This is a genomic window from Paenibacillus amylolyticus (genome assembly GCF_050990605.1).
Lineage (GTDB): Bacteria > Bacillota > Bacilli > Paenibacillales > Paenibacillaceae > Paenibacillus > Paenibacillus amylolyticus_H.
Map to the genome: position 1 here is coordinate 1584319 of NZ_CP158832.1, position 20893 is coordinate 1605211.

A 20893-nucleotide genomic window follows, 5' to 3' on the forward strand; every position below is an offset into this window, starting at 1 on the left:
ATATGTTTTATTGTAGTTCTTATCTTTGCGGCAATCATACGGTATGCCGTAGATTCATCCAAAACATCGAAAAAGTTGGACGCATTAATTAAAGAAGTACACTATCTTAAAACTGAAATCAAAAAACAGCAAAACCATAAGCAGCAAGATGATAGCAAGCATATAATTGATGAGAAAGTATAGGGAAACGATTTTAGATCAGAGGCGAGAGATCCAATAATATGTTCTCGGAAAGGATCAGACATGCTGAATGTAAATGGGAACGTACAAGCTGTTTTTATAGACAGGGATGGAACCATCGGTGGTACAGGTCATTTTATTCATCCGAGAGATTTCAGATTATACCCAAATGCGTTGGAAGCAATCAGGCTTTTGAAACGAAAAGGAATTATGGTACTGGCTTTTACCAATCAATACCGGATCTCACGTGGAGAAGCAAGTGTTGAGGATTTTGAAGCGCAATTTCGCGAGTACGGATTCGATCACTCCTATATATGTCCGCATGAGCAAGAATGCAGTTGCAGAAAGCCTAAACCCGGTATGTTATTACAGGCCTCCGAGGAACACGGTCTGGATTTATCCAAATGCATAGTTATTGGAGATGTGGGAGATACAGACATGCTTGCTGCCCATGCCGTAGGAGCGACCAAGATCATGGTGAGAACAGGCTGGGGGGAATCTTCATTAAAGAAATTTAGAGACAAATGGATGGAGACCGAACCTGATTATATCGCAGCAGATATTTGGGACGCCGTACAATGGATCATTCATGGAAGGGAATCCAGATAATAGAAAAAAAGGAGGTAACTGTGTATGGGCATGTCAGACTATTACAAAAATCTCAGGGACAAGATCGGCAACGAGCTTATTTTTATGCCGGGTGTGGCTGGAATTATCCGAAATGAACAAGGGGAGATTCTGTTCGGTCGTAAACATAACGAATCAACCTGGGGATTGATTGCCGGAGCCATTGAGCTTGGTGAGACACCGACGCAAGCGATGGCGAGAGAGGCACTGGAAGAGACGGGTCTAGTTGTTGAACCGGAGAAGATTCTCGGAGTGTACGGGGGTGAAGATAGACGCTTTACATACAGTAATGGTCATCAGGTTGAGTATTTGACTATCGTATTTGATTGCAGGATCAAGTCGGGGCAACTCACGCCCGATAATGAAGAGATGAAGGAACTGCAGTTTTTCCCCGAGGATCAGCTTCCACCCATGGCAAACCAGTACCCAGATTATATTTTTAGTTCCAATCAAGAAGAACGAGCCCATTTTGAAAGATAATTCAGCATGTTGAGGAGAACCATATGTTAATCAATCCAACGATAAATGAGATCAATAACTTATTCAAGATGCATCATATCAACGAAGTGATTACTGAAATTCAAAGTTTATCAGGTACCACAACTGGACGTGTTTATCGGTTAAGTACCAGTCTCAATAAGCACTATATTCTGAAATCAGATGAACCCGAACAGATTCTCATGACCAAGCAGTTTTTGGACACGTATAAGCATTCTTCGTTATTGCCTGAAGTTTTGTTGACTGATCCGGAGAATAATTATTTTATTTATACGTATATGGAAGGCACGACCCATTTCAACCGGGGGCAGAAGAGAGACTGGTTAACACGTCTGGTGAAAGAGATGTTCAATACATATGTGCGTTCTACAGATACGAAATCATGGGGCAGAATGGAGTTCCCACAGAAGACATGGAAAGAATTCAATCGGATTAGTATTCATGAAGCCAAGATGAATATCGGAAGTATTTTAACGACAGATGATTATCATCTGGTTCAATCCAAAGTGGATCGCCTGTTTCATGAGGAAGAGGAGAAGTTTCTTTTGCATGGCGATACGGGGGTCCATAATTTTGTGTACGATCAAAATAAACTCATCGGCGTTATTGACCCTTCTCCAATGGTTGGACCTATCCTCTATGATTTCTTGTATGCTTTTAGCTCCTCGCCGGATGATATCAACACCGAAACCTTATTTACTACGTTCGAACTGTTAGAACATGTAGATATGGATAAATCCAGATTGATTGAGGAAGCTCTGGTTCATCTATATTGCCGAATTGGGTTAAGTAACAAACATCATCCTGACGATCTGCCTGAATACTTGAAGGCATGGCAGGAATGGAAACGATTATGTCGGGAACGTTGAACTAGCAAAGTTTCTACAGCTATCGCAAATGCCTTAGTTCAGACTAAACAACACTGTATCCACTCAAGGCAAAGGTGGCAAGCGCGCCATACGAAGCAGTAGCCAGTATCTCCAGGTTCTTTTCCTCTGAATTTTTTTGAAATTTGTGCTTGCCTTAATGTGAACATGAAGCCTTAGGATGTAAAAGAACCGGCCAAATGCATCCATAAATGAACATAAAGGAGGAGTCAGCATTATGGCTTTTTCGATAAAAGAAGCTTCCGAGCGGCTGGGTTGTCCTGCACATAAAATTCGTTATTACGAGAAGGAGGGACTGCTCCCTTACATTAGGCGGGATCAACATGGAAATCGGATGTTCGAGGAAGAGCATCTGGATTGGATGAGACTGATGTCCTGTTTCCGGGCAACGGGTATGAAGGTTTCTACATTGAAACATATGGTTAGTCTGGCGCTGGATGGTGATTCAACGATTCCACAACGGAAAGCGATCCTTCACGAATATAAAGAGGAATTACATCGCCGCCAACTTGAGATTGCTGAAGCACTTGCAGCGGTGAATAACAAATTGACGATCTATGAAGACATAGAGTCAGGAAAGCTTCCTTCAGAAAGCAAGCTGCTAGACCAAATGGAAAGCATCGGCAAAGACTAGACTAATACTAACGGAGGGAGAGATGGAGAAATGAAGCAAAGAGTGCTGGGAAATAGCGATATTGTTGTATCTTCGGTTGGGTTGGGAATAATGGGCATGTCTCCAGGCATGTACGGGGAAACCAATGATGAGGAGTCCATAAAGACCATTCATCACGCGTTGGAGATTGGAGTTACACTGCTAGATACAGCTGACGTGTACGGTAATGGTCATAATGAAGAACTACTGGGGAAAGCGCTGAAGGGTCGTCGCGATCAGGCCATTATTGCTACCAAATTTGCGTATACCCCGAACTATGAGACGTTGAATGGTCATCCGGATTACGTGAAAAAGGCTGTAGAAGCAAGTCTTCGCCGACTGGACACCGACTATATTGATCTGTACTATCAACACAGGGTAGATCCTCAGATTCCGATTGAGGAAACGGTTGGGGCGATGGCTGACTTGGTTAAAGAGGGGAAAGTCCGCTGCCTTGGTCTGTCGGAAGCATCGGCTTCCACTTTACGCCGGGCACACGCCGTTCATCCGATTTCTGCGTTGCAGAGCGAATATTCCCTGTGGAGCCGGGATATTGAGGACGAGATTCTGCCGACTGCGAGAGAACTGAATATTACACATGTTGCATACAGTCCATTAAGCAGAGGGTTTATCTCAGGTGAGATACGGAGTTTTGAAGATTTGCATGTTAATGATCTGCGCAGATATATGCCGAGGTTCCAAGGAGATAATTTCCTCAAAAACATAGAAGTTGTGGATAAAATCAAAGAGATTGCCATGGAGAAGAGTTGTTCGCCTGCACAATTGGCTTTAGCTTGGACAATGGCTAATAACGCATTGCCGATTCCGGGAACGAAACGAATCAAATATCTGGAGGAAAATGCGAACGCTGCAACGATTGAACTGACACCTGATGACTTAGCTCGAATTGAAAAGGTAAGTCCCCAAAATGAGGTCCATGGAACACGTTATATGAAAGAAATGATGACTCAGCTTAACGGGTAAAAATGAGGCAAAAAAAGAAAGTATGATTTAGTGGAACATCCTGTATAATTTAGAGAACACTCTTGTTACATCGCTGTAGAGAATGAAGGATCTATGACTGAAATAAGGCACCCCAATCATGGAGTGATTCTACCACCACATTGAATAATGGAGCGTGCTCATGGTCGTATTAACGTCAGCAATCGTATTCACTGTTTTGATTCTGATCGTGATTCTCTTTCAAGTTGCTTTAGCGGTAGGTGTACCGTGGGGCGAGTATGCTATGGGTGGGAAGTTTCCCGGGAAATACCCCATCTCCATGCGTTTTGCCTGCATAGTTCAGATCGCGATTTTGGCATTTATGGGTATCATTGTTCTGAGTAAAGCAGGATTGCTTTGGCCCCAGTGGTCTGTTTTGGCAAGGACAGCGATTTGGTTTATTGTGGGGTATTTGGTGTTGGGGACGATTTTGAATCTGATCACGAGAAGTGTATGGGAACGAAGAATCTGGGCGCCCGTAACGTTGTTGATGCTGATAACGAGTGTGATCGTTGCCATGACATAACAACGAGCAACAACCAACTAAATATACAAAAATAGAGCCCGGACATGTATGCCAAAGGGCTCTATTAATCATTGCCGTTCCTCATTTATACTAATGATAGTTTAACCTTACATAGAGAAGATCAACGGAGAGGAGCGGTTTTTTATGCCGATCTACTACTACCTTGCAGCAGTTTTATTAGTTGTAACAGCCTATTTGGTTCGACGTAAGCTCAAGATTTTCCGACCAGCAGCAGGAAGACGCAGAAAACAGATGAAAGTTACGTACAGACGAAAAAAAGCACCATTGAATCTTGGACTTCGAGAAGAAGTTTCCTATCAGCAAACCATTCTTCAATTGGAGAAGAGTTACAATAAGCATTTTGCCAACAAACTCAAGATCCGAATTCAACAGGAATATCCTCACATGAAAACGCTGGAGTATCGGTGGAAATTGATAGAGCTTAAGCGATATTTCATTATGGCTTCATTACTTAAGCAGGTGCCCATGTTCAGTGATGAGGTAGATGATTTGTGGCATGAGATGCTAATGTTTACGAAATCTTACGCTGACTTTTGTGCCGAATTCATGGGTTCCACGGTACACCATGAGCCTGCAATCACCCGCCGCGAAACGCCAGGAGCACGTGCATGGTTTGACTGGGTGTACTGTCAATTATTCGAGTTCACCCCCTACAGTGCTGCAATCTGGGGTGATTTTTTCACTTATCCATTATCCAGTGATGCACAGAAGCTGATCGCACAGGGAGATCAATCTGAACTGGTGAATGAACTGTTTCATGCCAGACGCATGCAGGAGGATCCTGAAGCTGCTCAGGTGATTGCCTACTTGATTGATCAACTACGAAGATCCGCAACGCTAAGTGAAGAAGAGCTATCTCCAGCATCTTCCGGAAGTAGCGATGTAGCTCTCGTCATGGCTAGCGCCATGGTGTATTACTCCATGCATAATGAGGCGACATATGGGCTACACATGGGCCGGCTGGAGCAGGAAATTCTTCCACAGGAAAAGGCAGCCTATGGTTCCTCATCAAGCAGTGGTTGCACGAGCAGTTCCAGCTGTTATGCGGATCAATGTACGGACAGTAGTAGTTCCTCAGGAGGATCTGGATCATCCTCGGGATCATCTTCCGAGTCTTCTTGCAGCTCATCCAGCTGTTCATCTTGTGGTGGTGGCGGAGATTAATGAAGTTGAGTACTTGGGCTACAGGGAGTCTGCAATCGTGAATGAAATAGTCACTAGACAAATGGAGATTGCCGGAAAGGAACAACACATGCGAAGCAACAAATTCACACCGTATTTAAGCTTTATAGGATTTGTTTTAGTCATTCTGACTTTGAGTGTGAATGTAAGCTTTAAGCTAGGAATTGAGAAAGGTTTGGATGAAGGTTCCCTTATGCTGCTGTCAGTTGCTAATGCAGTGTTACTGGTATATCCATTGGCATGGGGAATATTTGCTATACTTGAGTTCTACATGTTATGGAAAGAAAAACAAAAGATGAAGTCCAAGCTGGAACGCGGAAAAATGAACAAAGAAGATTTCTTGGATCAGATCAAGAAAGTTAAGACCAGTTTGGGTATCAACATCAGTTATATTGTCATCCTGTTGTTTCAGCTTGGATACGTCATCATAAACTGGGACGAGGTTAATATTTAGTCTTCTGACCGACCTTTCCTGATTTTTGAACAGAAACATACATAATCTTTAGGAGGAATATTCATTGAAAGCATTATCGATCGTCAGTCTTATTTGGTACGTACTCAATTTTTTCTTTTTAGTAGCTTTCTTGGAAAGTTCGGAAGCCGCAGCAGGAATGGGGATTTTGGCTGTCCTGTATGGTCTGTTTTTCTCGATTGTAGCTGTAATCATATCTAGCAAGAGAAAAAAGACCCCTGTGAATGTTCATGAACAGCTGCTACAGTTGGGTGAATTAAAAGAGAAAAATATCATATCAGAATATGAATTTGATCAGAAGAAAGAGAAGTTGCTCTCCAGATACAAGTAGTCCAGAGTCTGGTGCGATAAGGTAAAGGCTATTCCATTTTCTATTCATGTAAAAAACTGAATTTCTGCCAATAAACAAAAAAACAGGGCGTTCCCTTCAATGGGGATATGCCCTGTTTTGGTTTGTAGCTTATTTCGTATCCATCTCAATGATGATGATGCGCATGGGCATCTGGTGTGTCGCCTTTGACGGTACATAATACCGAGGTGTCATGCAGATGTTTCTCAGACTCCACTTGGAGCGTCACATGTTTGATTTCTTTATGCTCCAGCATATGTTCAATCTTCTGAACCAAGATCTCGGATGCATACACATCCATCGTTCCATCCACCACGATATGTGCGGTCAGCGCATTCAGGTTACTGGTGATGGACCAGACGTGCACATCGTGTACCCCTTTGACACCTTCCACTTGTTTAATAGTCTGCACCAGGTCATTTACATCCACATTGGCCGGAGTGCCTTCCATCAAGATATGCAGGGAGGACTTGGTGACATAGAAACCACTACGCAATACCAGTGCCGCGACAATCACACTTGCGAGTGGATCGGCCCAACCCCAGCCAAAAAACATCATGAGCAGTGCTGCCGCAATGGCCCCAACCGATCCCAGCATGTCGCTGATTACGTGTAGATAAGCACCGCGCATATTCAGATTATTCTCCGTATCGCTACCACGCATCATGATCCAGGCAACAAGAATATTCACGAGCAAACCAATGACGCTGATGATCAGCATACCTACGGTTGCAACTTCTGGCGGGTTAATGAATCGACCAATGGCTTCGTAGAAAATGTAGAGCGCAATGGCGATTAACGTGATTCCGTTTAACGTGGCAGCCAGAATTTCAAATCTTCTGTATCCGTACGTTTTGCCAGTATTCACTGCTTTTTCACCAAACGTGAACGCGAGCAAAGCGATCCCGAGTGCAATGGAGTCAGACAACATATGGCCTGCATCCGAGATGAGAGCAAGACTGTTGGTAATGAATCCGCCAATGGCTTCAACGACCATATAGACAGTAATAATGATGAAGGAAAACAGCAGTACTTTCTTGTTATTGGTGGTGTGAGCATGGTTGTGTCCATGATCGTGCCCATGGTTATGACTGTGTTGATGTCCAGACATATAAATCCTCTCCTTTGGAGCGAGGCTCCGTTATGTAATATGATTTCTAGTGTGGTTATAAATGAATCTTTAGCAATGGTTATTCAATAACAAATGAATATATGAGCTTTTGTTCATATGTTATGGTTTTATTATAGTTGCGCCTCATCTTAGTGTCAACCAGATTTAAGGAAATGTAAACATGATCAGTGTATCTCCATGCACGTGCTGGCGAATGAGATTGCTTTTGTGCTACCATCTGTGCAGGATCATAGTGAGATGTTCTCGCTACATAGAAGGGCGGACAACCATATGAAACATCTGCTGCTGGCAGACGATGATGCGAATATTCGAGCACTCCTCCGGCATGTCATGAGCAAGGAAGGCTATCGGGTTCATGAAGCGCAGGATGGACTGGAAGCGGTCAAATTGATGCAAGAAACGCCGATCGATCTGGCGATCCTTGATGTCATGATGCCTGGCATGGACGGACTGGAGTTATGTGATTACATTCGGCAGCATTACGACATACCAATTATGTTGCTGACGGCACGAGATCAGCTGTCTGACAAGAGAGACGGTTATTTGAAAGGAACGGATGAATATGTCACCAAGCCGTTTGAACCGGAAGAACTGGTCTATCGGGTAAAAGCGTTATTTCGCCGATACCATCGCACATCCAGCGATATCATCCGCATGAATCGGATCGTTATTGACCGTAACAATGTGGAGGTTACGGACGGGCAATCCATTCTCTTTTTGCCCATGAAAGAATTTGAATTACTCTCACAACTTGCGCAGTTTCCAGGGCGTTTGTTCTCGCGGGATGAACTCATTCGGCTTGTATGGGGAGCAGATTACGAAGGAGATGACCGTACCGTTGATGTACATATCAAGCGGCTACGTGATCGTTTTGCCGATTATACGGATGATTTCGTCATCCAAACGGTCCGGGGCATTGGTTACAAGATGGAGGTGAAAGCACCTTGAGGACCTTGTACGTTCGGGTATTCCTCATTACGGTTGCGGTGATTGTGGTCAGCGGCATGCTCGGTTTTCTTTTGTCGAATATCTACTATCATGCTAAGCTCAAGGATTTCAATGATGAGAAGCTGGTAGGCATCGCGACGCAAATGAAACAGTTTGTGGAGCAGCAACCGGACACAATGGAGCAATATTTGAACAATGCCGCCGATCTTGGATACGAAATCTATGTGACGGATGGAAAAGGCAACGACCAATTCTACGGCCGCGAATTCCGTGAGAAGGACCTTGACAAGCGAGCGGTAGATTTGGTGCTGCGGGGTGAGGTATACCATGGCGTCGCGCAGTTTCCAAGCAAACCGTTCATTACCGGTTTCTTCGATAATCAATTAAGTAACACCGTGGGTGTTCATCTACAGTTGGACAATGCGAATTATGCCCTCTTTATGAGACCGGATGTAATTCTGCAATTCGGTGAGCTGCGAATCTTTTTTGCACTGATTGGGGCATTTACGGTGGGCATTAATATTCTGATCTTTCTGATCAGTACCCGCTATCTGGTTCATCCGATTGAACGTCTGTCCGAGGCGACCAAGCGTATTGCACAAGGAAAATATAATCTGAAATTGCCCACCGCACGGCGTGACGAGATCGGACAATTAGCCCAGCATTTCATGACGATGAGTCGTGAATTGGAGAGGGTTGATCAGGCACGGCAGCAGTTTGTATCAAACGTATCCCATGAGATTCAATCACCGCTGACCTCGATTCAGGGGTTTGCCCAGTTAGTTGCGGATCGGGATCTGCCTGAACAGGAGCGAGAGCACTATGCATCGATCATTGAGGAGGAGAGTCGTCATCTTTCCTTACTCAGTAAACAACTGCTTCTCCTGTCCTCCCTTGAACAAGGCAACGAAGATCTGTCCAAAGTAAAGTTCTCTCTTCGAGATCAATTCAGGCAAGCGGTTCAGGTGTTGCAATGGCAACTGGAAGAAAAAGAACTGCTGCTCCGGATATCGGTGCCCGAATCCATCCAGCTGGTTGGCAATGAAGTACTGCTCATGCAAGTGTGGATGAATCTGCTGGGTAATGCAGTGAATCATCTGCCACAGGGAAGAAGCATCGAGATCCATGCCGAGCAGACAGATAACCAGTGTGTGATTCAGATTCGGGATACAGGGGATGGAATTGCTGCGGAACATCTGCCTTTCCTGTTCGATCGATTTTATCGGGTGGACCGTGCGCGGGAACGTTCTTCCGGACGAACCGGGCTTGGACTTGCCATTGTGCAGAAAATTATTCGAATTCATGACGGTACAATCGAGGTTTCCAGTTCGCCTGAGGGTACGGTCTTCACCGTGACCCTTCGGCAGATGTAATCTGTTATTCATTTTCCGTTCATTTTCGCCTCCTATACTTGGGTTATCAAGAGGGAGGTCACAGAACATGTACTTGGCTATTCGGGAAATGAGGTATGCCAAAGGGCGGTATGCCTTAATTGCTACAATCATGGTGCTGGTTTCATTTCTGGTACTGTTTGTTACAGGTCTTGCACAGGGGCTGGCGTATGATAACGCAGCTTCGGTCAAAAATATGGCAGCATCCCATTTTGTGCTGGAACAGGATTCGAATCATCGGTTTACCCGGTCACAAGTGGATCAGGATCAACTTAATCAAGCTCGCTCCGTGGTGGGGCAAGAGAACGCTGAGCCGCTCGGTGTGAAAATGACAACCGTTAGTCCAACAGGCGACACGAAAAAGATTGATGTCACGCTGTTCATGGTGAACCCGGAAGGTTGGCTTGCTCCAACGGTTACCGAAGGATCTCCGATTACGGATCAGACCAAAGGTCAGGTTGTGGTAGATCATAAGTTGTCTGAATCTGGCGTAACGATTGGCACTGTTCTCGTCGATCAAGCTTCGGGAATGGAGTGGACCGTTGGTGGATTTGTACAAAATGAGTCCTTCAGTCACTCCCCGGTAGTGTTCCTGAATGAACAGGAATGGCTTACGCTTCAAGGAGGTTCACGAACTTCACAAGGTTCAGCTGACACCAACGCCAATGCTCCAATGTACAATGCCATTGCGATCAAGGGTGAAGGCGAGCAGGTAGATAGTCTGAGTGCTGCAATGCCTAATACGGAAATCATCACGAAGTCGGATGCCGTATCGGCGATTCCTGGATATAAGGAAGAGCAGGGATCGTTGCTTATGATGATCGCTTTTCTATATGTCATCTCCGCATTTGTGCTTGCAGTTTTTTTCTATGTCATCACGATTCAGAAAACGAGTCAGTTCGGTATATTAAAAGCCATCGGAACGCGGAATGGATATCTGGCGGGTAGTGTTTCTTTACAAGTCTTGGTCTTGTCGGTTGGTAGTCTGGTCATTAGCGTACTGTTGGTTCGACTGTTTGAGTCCATTCTGCCAGCATCGATGCCGTTTCAATTAGGTTTATCCACGCTTGCCTTGACCTGTGTATTATTCATCCTCATGTCTGTGGCGGGTTCGTTATTCTCGGTGTGGAAGGTTACCAAAATTGATGCACTTGATGCGATTGGGAGGACTGCAGCATGAGAAACCGATTGGTATTGCAAGGAATTACACAGAGCTTTGAAGATGGCGGCAGCAAACGTACGATACTGGACAAGTTGGACCTTGAGGTTGCCGAAGGGGAACTTGTAGCTGTGATGGGGCCTTCCGGTTCGGGTAAAAGTACATTCTTGTCCATTGCTGGGGCACTTCTTGAACCAACGGAAGGACAGGTTCTACTGGATGGAGCCTCTATCACGGGCAAAAGCAAACAGGACATATCCGATATGCGACTACAGCAGCTTGGTTTTATATTTCAAAGTGCCAATCTCATTCCGTATCTAAAAGTGGAAGAACAACTCATGGTCGTTGCAAAGCTCGCCGGAACGGATAAAAGCAAAGCGGAGAAACGAGTGGATGCGCTGCTGGATACGGTAGGCTTGACTCATCGACGGAAGGCGTATGCGGAGAAGCTGTCAGGCGGGGAACGTCAGCGGGTCGCCATTGCACGGGCCTTGATGAACGATCCGGCTGTCCTGCTTGCGGATGAACCAACAGCCAGCCTGGACGCGGAGCGTGGGCTGGATATTGTCGGCATGATTGCACGGCTCGTAAAGGAGCAGGGCAAGAGTGCCGTGATGGTTACGCATGATGAGCGGATTTTGCCGCTCTGTAGCCGGGTTCTTTTTTTGGAAAAGGGAAAGCTGGTGCAGCATTAGAACATTAGGTGAGTTGTCAGGAACGGAACGATCTGATGTGGTTAAGGACGAGAAGGTCATATATTCCCGGTGGGAAGGTGGCCTTCTTTCTTCATTTTCATCTATAATTGGAAGAGAAGATAATAGATGAGAGATTTTATTTTACATAGAGAGGAACGGTGCGGATGAGCAGCTTGAATACAGAACAGTTCCCGGCACTGAGTACGTCGATTCATTGGGGGATTATTGAGGCGGAGTTCAGATTGAACGAGATCGTGGATGAAACGCTGGTGAGCAATATCAGCATCATTCCGTTTGTCGGGGATCAATGTGTTGTTTTCCAACTGGATAATGGAGACTGGGAGCTGCCTGGGGGGACGCTTGAAGCAGGTGAGCCGTATATGGACGGACTGAAGCGCGAACTGATGGAGGAACTTGGGGCAGAAATGCGTTCCTATCAGATTTTTGGCCAATTCCACTGTACATCCAGTACGTTGGAGCCGTATCGGCCACATATCCCACATCCCCATTTTGTGCGAATCATCGGATATGGAGATGTTGAACTTGTCAGTGATCCGCTGAATCCAGAGGATGGCGAGCAGGTGGTTGCAGTTGAAGTGGTAGAGATTGATGAAGCAATTCGGAGGTTCCAGGAACAGAACAGATATGACATTGCGGAAATGTACAAACTGGCTTATGTACTGCGAGAAGAAGCTAAATAGTATCTTTATAAAATGGAACAGACATGATTCTGAACAAAAAAGGACGAAGCCAAGCACTATCTACAGCAACTACATGACAAATACGGATCCCAAAAGCGCTGGACGATATTTGAAAAGAAATATGCAGCCATTTTTGCGGAGTATGGATTGTGATTTAACCGAATGTAACAACACTTAATCCAGGAGGGGATGCCCACATGGCAAACGATAAAGGAACACTCAGAACATGCGAACAAGGACATTCGTATTATAAAAAAAGTGATTGCCCAATCTGTCCAACGTGCGAAGCTGAACGTAAACCGACAGAGGGATTTCTAGCCTTATTGTCAGCTCCCGCCAGACGTGCCTTGGAGAATGAAGGCATTACAACACTACTACAACTTGCGGAGTACACGGAGAAAGAGATCCTGAAGCTGCATGGAATCGGGCCATCTGTTATGCCTAAATTGCGAAGCGCTTTGGAAGAAGAGGGATTGTCTTTTAAGAAATAACCCTCTTCGCTGTTCCACTAATCCAAACCAGAAGCGGAAGTAATCCCCTCCATCGTTACCCGATACAACAAGTTACCTTCACTGAGTAACAGACGATCCTGGCGAAAATCCTGCCGTGCCTGCTTAAAGGGCTGATCATCTTCATATAGTACTTGACACTCGTAGTACAATAAGGAAGTTGTGTAAAATTATATATGATAGGAGGGTGGGGAGATAGCTATAGAAGAGTATCAGAACATACATACAACGCACTTGGAGTAAGGAGATAGAAGCACCCGTAGATTCGATTTGGAGTAGTACTATTACGAGGAAGACTCATCTCAGAAAAACAAAACTGGTTAAGGAAGTGTTACGAGGTGGAACCACATATTCAAGAGCAAAAGACAGACTACCGTCCACTAGGCGTATCGGGTTTAGGTGGTTGGCTGATTCTCGTCCAGATTGGATTATTTCTTACGTTGATTTTCCTGGCGCTCCAATTGGTTCTGTATTGTTTGCCCATGTTTACAGCAGAAACTTGGGAGTTGCTAACTTCAGAGCAATCTGAATATTATCACCCGCTATGGGGACCGGTTGTTATTTTTGAAACGGTATATAACGCACTGTTTCTAGTGTTTAGCATATATACCATCATTGCTTTGTATAGTAAAAAATCGATTTTTCCTCGTCTTATGATCATATTTTATAGTGTCAGTCTAGCCGTTAGTGTCATTGATTATTTATTGTTGCTTCAGATTCCGATGGCGAGAGAACTTGAGGATGGAAACTCGTTAAGAGATATTGGCAAGTCGGTACTTACTTGTGCGATCTGGATTCCTTATTTTATCAAATCCGAGCGAGTTCATAACACATTTGTAAGATAAAAGATAAGCAGGAAATACCCGATCTTGGATAGAAGCTATCTGAGGTCGGTTTTTTTAATTCTATTGATAGTATCTATAAACGTAAAGTATGTATCTGTGTTAAGGAATCTGTTCAGTTGGAAGGGAAAAGGAGGGAAGATCTTGAAAATTTATCTGGTAAGGCATGGGATAGACGAGGAAGGATATCGAGGCGGATGGAGCGATCGTGGACTTACGGAACAGGGAATCAATCAATCCAGAAAACTGGGAGAATATTTGCTTCATCATGCTGAGGAGTACAACATACATACGATTATTAGCAGTGATCTTCCTCGTGCAGCGCAGACAACACGGGAAATTGAGAAGAGATTAAACATGCGGGCTAGTTTCATGAAAGATTGGCGGGAGATGAATAACGGAGATTTAGCAGGTATGCTCCATAAGGATGCCGAAGAACATTATCCTGGAGTTTATTTCAACACCCTTGAGATGAAGGTCCCTTTTCCGGGAGGAGAAAGTCCAAGGGATTTTTATAACCGGATAAGCAGATCTTTCGAGAGTCTTCTTAGAGATGTAGAGGAACACACAGCCCAGTCCAATGTCCTGTTAATTACTCATGGCGGAGTGATTAACATCCTGTATTATCTGCTTGAGAAGCGGGAATGGAGCAATAAGTCCAACTTTTATCCTATGGACAACACCAGTGTACATACCGTTGAAAAGGGAAGGCTTGGTTGGAAACTTAGCAACGCAAATGTGTTAAGTCATCTAGATTAGAAAAATAGAAGACGGAGGCGATGACATGAGTGATCAACCCATTGAACTGCTACAACGTTTGAAGTCTTTATCCGGCCCATTTCCAACCTGGGATACAGGGCAGTTGCCGGAGCGGCCGGGGAAGTTATTTTTGGAGTGGTTGGGATTGGCGGTTGAAAATGAAGTGAAAGAACCTCATGCGATGACAATCTCTACCGTGGATCACGACGGTTATCCTGATGCGCGGGTGTTGATTTTGAAAAACGTAATTGACGAAACATTCTATTTTGCCTCCAGTTCCGAGAGTCGAAAAGGGCAGCAGTTGAAGGAAAACCCGCATGTGGCTCTCACCTTCTATTGGCCTTCCCTGGGAAGACAGATTCGGATAAGGGGCGTTGCTGAGGATCAGGGAGATCAAGCGGGCGCTATTGATTTCCGCAAACGTTCAGCTGGAGCGAGAGCAGTTGCCTTGACAGGGCATCAGAGTGAGGTTTTGGATAGCGAGGAAGTGCTGGATCATTCCATTGAAGCTCAGAAAGAAATGATAAGCCGTGACCCCAGTGTCGTTACACCTCATTGGAGATTATATGCCGTGAATGCACAAGAGGTGGAGTTCTGGCAGGGAGATTCAGAGCGCAAGCATGTACGAGTCCAATATGTGATGCAAGATGGGCAGTGGAAGACATTCCGATTGTGGCCTTGATTTGGAGGGTGAGTCTATGAAAACGATTGAGAGCTTCTTCGAACCATTTCCCGTGTTGGAGACCGAACGGACGATACTCCGGCGGCTTACCTATGATGATCTGGATGATATGTATAGTTATTGTGTTGTACCTGCTGTATCGGAGTTCACTACCTGGGACGCACATCAGAGCAAAGAAGATACCAAAGCTTTTTTGGATTTTGTCATGAGCCGGTATGATGTGAATTTAATAGGCCCATGGGGCATTGAAGATAAACAAACCAAGCGGCTGATTGGGAGTTGTAACTATCTAGGGTGTGATAGCGATAACAGGAGAGTCGAGCTGGGATATGTGTTATCTGATCAGTATTGGAATCAAGGCTACATGAGCGAAGTGGTGAAACGGATCATCCAATTTGGATTTGACGAAGTGGGGCTCGAGCGTATACAGGCCAGATGTTTGGTGGAAAACACAGGTTCCGCCAAGGTCATGGAGAAGGCAGGCATGCAATTTGAAGGTGTGTTGAGGAAATACATGAAGGTGAAAAATGAACTTCAGGATCTGAAGATGTATGCCATATTAAAAGAAGACTTCTATAACTCGTATTAAATAAAGAATGTGTTTTAATCCAATAATCATATGCCAAGCTCTGGCCCATTCCCGATCATTGAGGAAATGGGTTTTATTTTTGTTTTCAGCAAGCAACGTACATAATGTCATATCGTCAACCGGGTGCCATCCGCTATACTCTTCAAGTTATCCAAATGTGGATTGAATGAAGGAACCAGGAGGTACAACGAATTGACGACCAAAAACAGATATAAATCACTCGAACTGGAAACACCCGGCATATATGAGCTGGAGGGGCTTGAAGTGGGAGTGACATCGAACTGCAATTATAAATGCGATTATTGCTGCGCCTACAATCGGGATGATGGAGCGTGCATCGGTAGTCAGGAAGTCATCCGTATTATTAGTGAGCTTCCTCGTCTCAAACGCGTGCGATTGTCAGGGGGAGAAGTTACTCTGAAATTCCAGGATTGCCTGGAGATCGTGACGTACTGTGCGGCACATGGCATCGATACACAATTGAACAGTAATGCCAGTCTGCTGACTGAAGAACGAATTCTTGCATTGCGGGATGCAGGCTTGTCCAACATCCATATCTCGTTCAATTATACGGATGCAGAGGCCTATGCTGCGTACTACCGTGTGCATCCTCGCATGTATGAAAGGTTGGAGCAGAATATCCGTCTGTGCACGGAGGCCGGTCTGGAGACGGTGCTGGAAACGTTGCTGTTTGAAGGTAATCAAGCGAACATGCAGGCCATTAGCGATAAGGTGTATGATCTGGGTGTGCGCATCCATGAGATCCAGAACAGCATTAAGATGCCGCATACTGACTGGAGCCAGATTGTATCCAAAGCGTCTCTTGTTCGATCTGTAACGGAATTAATTGAGCATAAAAAGTCAGATACAACGCTCTATTTCACCTGTATGGACCGATTCGCTGAACAGCTGAATCTGCGTGAACAACCTGGTGTGTATTTCTCGAATTGTGTGGATGGCACGAAACAGCTGCACTTGCACGGCAACGGGGATATTCTCATCTGTGAGTTATGTCATCCTGTCGTGATTGGCAATATCTATAACGGAACGTCGTTAAAGGATATCTTTGCCCAGCAGCCCCCGGCGTTAACGGAATTTTTGGAAAAGCGCCCTTGTCCCGCATACGATGCTCTGTTTGCAGACGCATAACAGGAAGACCTGTTGAAGATATGTGTGTTAAATAAAATATGTATTCCGATAGAAATGACCTTCAGGGTTCTATAGATTGAAAATCAAGGTGATCTGCTTTCCTCAATGGGAAAACGGATCACCTTATTTTATTGAACTATTCATTCACACAATAACAGCGATTGGAAGGTTGTTCTGTCATCGTAGTGTCAGTGTGAATATTCCTTAGTTCAATTCATTCGGTTTCAGATTCATTTAAGCTACCCGGCCTAATATGGCCTTAAGACTTAGATGAAGAGGTGAGCTTTACATGATGAAAATCTATGAGAAACCAAACCGGAAAGACCCACATAAAAGACCGATCTCCCCAAGAAAGCGCAGATGGCTCATCATCACACTTGTCATCGTGCTTGCAGTAGGTGGAATCCTGTACAGCCTTGCTGACCGTTATCTGATCCGGCATGTGCAGGTGGTTGTGGCGGATGAGAACACGGCAACGGCAACAACAGGCAACACCAATGATTCCAGCAGTACTGCGACCAATACGACTGAAGTGAATGCAACATCAGATGATTGGAATTATTCGAGTGATGATATGAAAGTCAATATTGAAAAAGTACAGACAGGCTCTGGCTCGGATCAGATTACGTATTATGTCGCTGATGTTCAGCTAACGGATGCAAGCAGCCTGAGAACAGCACTGGCGGATAACAGTTTTGGAACGAACATTACCGAGAATACGTCAGAGATTGCCGCTGCCAACAATGCGATCTTTGCCATTAATGGTGACTATTATGGCTTCCGTGATGATGGTGTCATTATCCGAAATGGAACATTGTATCGGGACAGCCCGACGCGGGATGCACTTGCCCTGTTCAACAATGGGACCATGAAAACATATAACGAGAACGAGATTTCTTCCTCGGAACTGCTGGCTGAAGGTGCCACCAATACGTTATCCTTCGGGCCCATTCTGATACAGGATGGCGAGATTGTCAGTGATTTTAGCAGTGTTAAAATTGACAACAACTTCGGCAACCGTTCCATTCAGGACGCGAATCCAAGAACTGCAATCGGCATGATTGCTCCGAATCATTATGTCTTCGTGGTGGTGGACGGACGGCAGGATGACAGCCGTGGCATGACCCTGGCGGAACTGGCTGATGTCATGAAAGGCCTCGGAGCAACCGAAGCCTACAACTTGGACGGCGGCGGTTCATCCACGATGTATTTTATGGGCAGGGTCGTCAATAATCCACTGGGGCGTAACCAGGAACGTGGCGTAAGTGACATTCTATATCTGACGGAGGGACAAGGATCATGACGATATTAATTCCATCATATGAACCCGATGTGCGTTTACTGAATCTTGTTCTGCAGTTACAGACATTTAAACTTGGACCTATTGTGATAGTGGACGATGGCAGTGGACCCGGTTACCGTGGAATTTTCGAAACGGCAGAAGCCTATGGTTGTACGGTCCTGACACATCCCGCCAATCTCGGGAAGGGCAGAGCATTGAAGACAGGCTTTCAGTACATTAAAGAGTATGGACCTCAGGGCGGTGTAGTGTGTGCAGACAGTGACGGGCAACATCTGCCACATGATATTAAGTGTATCTTCGAAGTATTGCTCGCACAAACGACACCCGGAATTGTACTCGGCAGTCGTCGTTTCAGTGGTAAAATTCCAGCACGGAGTCGTTTTGGCAACACAGTCACACGAGCGGTCTTTTCCCTCACGACAGGTACCAAAGTATATGATACGCAAACGGGTCTACGCGGTTTTCCCTACGCCATGCTGGACTGGCTGAACCAGATTCCCGGGGATCGGTTTGAATACGAGATGAACATGTTGTTAACGGCACACAAGGAAGGGTATGAGATTACCGAGGAGTTTATTGATACGGTGTATCTGGATCACAATGAGTCCTCTCATTTCCGCCCACTGGTTGATTCGTTCCGTATCTATATGCCCATTCTGATGTTCAGCACATCTTCGGTTCTGTCTGCTCTGATTGATTTTGGATTACTATTCGTCATCCAGTATTTCACGCATAATCTGTTTCTGTCGGTTGTCGCAGCAAGGCTGTGCAGCTCCATCTTCAACTACACGATGAATCGGAAGTACGTATTTTCAGCCGGGAAAACCTCCAAGGTGCACCAGTCATTACCGAAATACTTTTCACTGGTCATTCTGGTACTGCTATTAAATTACGGACTGCTGTACTTTTATAATGAAACATTAATTATCCCGCTGCTTGCAGCCAAATTATTGACGGAGGTGTCCATCTTTTTGTTCAGCTATTGGGCACAGCGCAGATTTGTCTATTAACACAGAGAGAGAGAGAGAGTGGACATATAGCTATATAGCTTGCTCTCTTTTTTCAATCAAAACCGTTTCAAAAGAATATCCTGCGCTTCTTGGTTAACAAAAAAGGTCGAGAACAGGGGTAGGCATACCCTTGTTCTCGACCTTTTATACTCACAGGAGGACGAGCGTTACATCAGCTTCTTAATCTCATCCTTCAGGATTTCGGACTGGGTGCCGAAGATGACCTGCACTGCTCCACCACCGAGCCTCATGACACCGGAAGCGCCAAGCTGTTTGAGCGCCCGATCGTTGACGGCTTTGTCGTCCCTAACAACTAGCCGGAGGCGAGTGATGCAGGCGTCGATGCTCTCGATATTATCTGTTCCCCCGATCTCAGCGAGCACTTTGCCAGCCTTGGTGTCGGCGGACGCTGCCACGGCGGAAGTATCAGTGGGGGCATTGGCATCATTAGCGTCATCCTCGCGCCCCGGCGTTTTCAGGTTGAACTTGACAATCATGAACCGGAACAGGAAATAATAGACGACCGCAAATGCGAGTCCGACCGGGATCATGAGCAGCGGATTGGTCGACAGCTTCATGTTCACGAGGTAATCGATCAGACCTGCAGAGAACGCAAATCCCAGCTTAACATTCAGCAGGTACATGATCAGGGCCGCTGCACCGGTAAGAATAGCGTGCACTACATACAGCAGAGGCGCCGCGAACATAAAGGAGAACTCGAGCGGCTCGGTAATACCCGTTAAGAACGAAGCCACCGCTGCGCCGATAAAGATGGAAGCAACCATTTTGCGCTTTTCAGGACGGGCTGTATGAATCAAGGCTAACGCGGCCGCCGGAAGAGCGAACATCATAATCGGGAAGAAGCCAGACATGAACATGCCTGCTGTAGGGTCTCCGTTGAAGAAGCGGGTCAGGTCGCCGTGCACAACTTCCCCGGCTGCATTGGTATAATCTCCAATCTGGAACCAGGCGATGGAGTTGAGGACATGATGCAGACCGAGCGGGATGAGCAGGCGGTTGGCGATCATAAACACCATGGAGCCAACGCCTCCAAAACCTACAATCCAGGCGCCGAAAGCGCCGATGGCATCCTGAATCGGGCTCCAGACCATGCCGAACAGGATGGCCAACACCAGCATGGAGCCGGCGGTGACCATCGGCACAAAGCGTTTGCCGGAGAAGAAGCCGAGCCAGTCAGGAAGCTTGATATTGTGATATTTTTTATACATATAGGCTGCAAGCAGTCCGGCAAATATCCCGCCCAATACGCCCATATCCAGCTTGACATCGTCAGGAATATAGCCGAATACACCTGGAACGGCTCCAAGAATCCGCGTCAGCACCATATAAGCGATCAGGGCGGAAAGAGCGGCGACTGCATCCCCTGCCAGTCCGATTGCCACCCCAATGGCGAAGATGAGCGCAAGGTTGCCGAAGATCGCCCCCGCTCCCTCGTTTAGGAATGGAACTACATACTGATTAAGAAATCCCCCGATCACGGGACCGAGCGGAATGTCCTCTTCATAATTAAGAAGACCGAGGCCTTGAAGAATACCTGCCGCAGGCAGGGTAGCTACAGGAAGCATCAGGGATCTTCCAAGCTTTTGCAGTGATTTCAGCATATTGTT

At 45.7% G+C, this 20893-nt stretch carries 24 protein-coding genes; 22 read left to right on the forward strand and 2 right to left on the reverse strand.

Going from position 1 to position 20893, the window contains the following annotated elements:
* Nucleotides 1–243 precede the first annotated feature (243 nt).
* The 9 genes from ABTV53_RS07165 (at nucleotide 244) to ABTV53_RS07205 (ending at nucleotide 6378) form a co-directional block, all read left to right on the forward strand.
* Entirely contained in the window at nucleotides 244–789 is a 546-nt protein-coding gene (locus tag ABTV53_RS07165) for an HAD-IIIA family hydrolase (RefSeq protein WP_433751925.1), read from the forward strand.
* A gap of 24 nt (nucleotides 790–813) precedes the next feature.
* Nucleotides 814–1287 carry an NUDIX domain-containing protein gene (locus ABTV53_RS07170; protein WP_433751927.1) on the forward strand — a complete coding sequence of 158 codons (474 nt, stop codon included), beginning with the start codon at nucleotides 814–816 and terminating at the stop codon, nucleotides 1285–1287.
* A gap of 23 nt (nucleotides 1288–1310) precedes the next feature.
* A complete protein-coding gene (locus ABTV53_RS07175) occupies nucleotides 1311–2174 on the forward strand; it encodes a phosphotransferase (RefSeq protein ID WP_433751928.1) in 864 nt (287 codons plus the stop codon).
* Nucleotides 2175–2409: 235 nt separating this feature from the next.
* Nucleotides 2410–2826: a MerR family transcriptional regulator gene (locus ABTV53_RS07180; RefSeq protein WP_433751930.1), complete on the forward strand. Its 417-nt coding sequence runs from the start codon at nucleotides 2410–2412 to the stop codon at nucleotides 2824–2826.
* Between the two features lie 30 nt (nucleotides 2827–2856).
* Complete coding sequence (locus ABTV53_RS07185; RefSeq protein WP_433751932.1) at nucleotides 2857–3828, forward strand: aldo/keto reductase; 972 nt, start codon at nucleotides 2857–2859, stop codon at nucleotides 3826–3828.
* 160 nt (nucleotides 3829–3988) lie between these two features.
* Nucleotides 3989–4372 (forward strand): hypothetical protein, encoded by a 384-nt coding sequence (locus tag ABTV53_RS07190; protein WP_433751934.1) that lies wholly within the window; start codon nucleotides 3989–3991, stop codon nucleotides 4370–4372.
* Nucleotides 4373–4516: 144 nt separating this feature from the next.
* The gene (locus ABTV53_RS07195) at nucleotides 4517–5557 is read left to right on the forward strand and encodes a hypothetical protein (protein ID WP_433751936.1); all 1041 of its coding nucleotides are present in this window, start codon (nucleotides 4517–4519) and stop codon (nucleotides 5555–5557) included.
* A gap of 37 nt (nucleotides 5558–5594) precedes the next feature.
* Nucleotides 5595–6029 carry a hypothetical protein gene (locus tag ABTV53_RS07200; RefSeq protein ID WP_433751938.1) on the forward strand — a complete coding sequence of 145 codons (435 nt, stop codon included), beginning with the start codon at nucleotides 5595–5597 and terminating at the stop codon, nucleotides 6027–6029.
* 64 nt (nucleotides 6030–6093) lie between these two features.
* On the forward strand, nucleotides 6094–6378 hold the full coding sequence (locus ABTV53_RS07205) for an SHOCT domain-containing protein (protein ID WP_433583282.1): 285 nt from the start codon (nucleotides 6094–6096) through the stop codon (nucleotides 6376–6378).
* A gap of 145 nt (nucleotides 6379–6523) precedes the next feature.
* On the opposite strand, the gene ABTV53_RS07210 is transcribed toward ABTV53_RS07205, so the two are convergent.
* Nucleotides 6524–7507, reverse strand: a complete 984-nt coding sequence (locus ABTV53_RS07210) for a cation diffusion facilitator family transporter (RefSeq protein ID WP_433751940.1) — start codon at nucleotides 7505–7507, stop codon at nucleotides 6524–6526.
* A 291-nt stretch (nucleotides 7508–7798) separates the two neighbouring features.
* Between ABTV53_RS07210 and ABTV53_RS07215 the strand changes: the two genes are divergently transcribed.
* The 13 genes from ABTV53_RS07215 (at nucleotide 7799) to ABTV53_RS07275 (ending at nucleotide 19265) form a co-directional block, all read left to right on the forward strand.
* A complete protein-coding gene (locus ABTV53_RS07215) occupies nucleotides 7799–8476 on the forward strand; it encodes a response regulator transcription factor (RefSeq protein WP_421898180.1) in 678 nt (225 codons plus the stop codon).
* Nucleotides 8473–9849: a sensor histidine kinase gene (locus tag ABTV53_RS07220; protein ID WP_433751941.1), complete on the forward strand. Its 1377-nt coding sequence runs from the start codon at nucleotides 8473–8475 to the stop codon at nucleotides 9847–9849. The genes ABTV53_RS07215 and ABTV53_RS07220 overlap by 4 nt, the downstream gene beginning before the upstream one ends.
* A gap of 67 nt (nucleotides 9850–9916) precedes the next feature.
* Nucleotides 9917–11047: an ABC transporter permease gene (locus ABTV53_RS07225; RefSeq protein ID WP_433751942.1), complete on the forward strand. Its 1131-nt coding sequence runs from the start codon at nucleotides 9917–9919 to the stop codon at nucleotides 11045–11047.
* A complete protein-coding gene (locus ABTV53_RS07230; protein ID WP_433751944.1) occupies nucleotides 11044–11721 on the forward strand; it encodes an ABC transporter ATP-binding protein in 678 nt (225 codons plus the stop codon). Before ABTV53_RS07225 ends, ABTV53_RS07230 begins: the two co-directional genes overlap by 4 nt.
* A gap of 164 nt (nucleotides 11722–11885) precedes the next feature.
* Nucleotides 11886–12422, forward strand: a complete 537-nt coding sequence (locus tag ABTV53_RS07235) for an NUDIX hydrolase (protein ID WP_433751946.1) — start codon at nucleotides 11886–11888, stop codon at nucleotides 12420–12422.
* A 197-nt stretch (nucleotides 12423–12619) separates the two neighbouring features.
* Nucleotides 12620–12913 (forward strand): RNA polymerase alpha subunit C-terminal domain-containing protein, encoded by a 294-nt coding sequence (locus tag ABTV53_RS07240; RefSeq protein ID WP_433751948.1) that lies wholly within the window; start codon nucleotides 12620–12622, stop codon nucleotides 12911–12913.
* A gap of 356 nt (nucleotides 12914–13269) precedes the next feature.
* Nucleotides 13270–13776, forward strand: a complete 507-nt coding sequence (locus tag ABTV53_RS07245; protein WP_433751949.1) for a DUF2569 domain-containing protein — start codon at nucleotides 13270–13272, stop codon at nucleotides 13774–13776.
* A gap of 141 nt (nucleotides 13777–13917) precedes the next feature.
* Entirely contained in the window at nucleotides 13918–14532 is a 615-nt protein-coding gene (locus ABTV53_RS07250; RefSeq protein ID WP_433751951.1) for a histidine phosphatase family protein, read from the forward strand.
* A 25-nt stretch (nucleotides 14533–14557) separates the two neighbouring features.
* Nucleotides 14558–15214 (forward strand): pyridoxine/pyridoxamine 5'-phosphate oxidase, encoded by a 657-nt coding sequence (locus ABTV53_RS07255; RefSeq protein ID WP_433751952.1) that lies wholly within the window; start codon nucleotides 14558–14560, stop codon nucleotides 15212–15214.
* Nucleotides 15215–15230: 16 nt separating this feature from the next.
* A complete protein-coding gene (locus ABTV53_RS07260) occupies nucleotides 15231–15803 on the forward strand; it encodes a GNAT family N-acetyltransferase (RefSeq protein ID WP_433751954.1) in 573 nt (190 codons plus the stop codon).
* Nucleotides 15804–15995: 192 nt separating this feature from the next.
* Nucleotides 15996–16952, forward strand: a complete 957-nt coding sequence (locus tag ABTV53_RS07265; protein WP_433751956.1) for a radical SAM protein — start codon at nucleotides 15996–15998, stop codon at nucleotides 16950–16952.
* Between the two features lie 289 nt (nucleotides 16953–17241).
* The gene (locus tag ABTV53_RS07270; protein WP_433751958.1) at nucleotides 17242–18255 is read left to right on the forward strand and encodes a phosphodiester glycosidase family protein; all 1014 of its coding nucleotides are present in this window, start codon (nucleotides 17242–17244) and stop codon (nucleotides 18253–18255) included.
* Nucleotides 18252–19265 (forward strand): GtrA family protein, encoded by a 1014-nt coding sequence (locus tag ABTV53_RS07275; protein WP_433751960.1) that lies wholly within the window; start codon nucleotides 18252–18254, stop codon nucleotides 19263–19265. Before ABTV53_RS07270 ends, ABTV53_RS07275 begins: the two co-directional genes overlap by 4 nt.
* Before the next feature lie 167 nt (nucleotides 19266–19432).
* Here ABTV53_RS07275 and ABTV53_RS07280 read toward each other — a convergent pair whose 3' ends face one another.
* Complete coding sequence (locus ABTV53_RS07280) at nucleotides 19433–20887, reverse strand: PTS transporter subunit EIIC (protein WP_433751962.1); 1455 nt, start codon at nucleotides 20885–20887, stop codon at nucleotides 19433–19435.
* Nucleotides 20888–20893 lie beyond the last annotated feature (6 nt).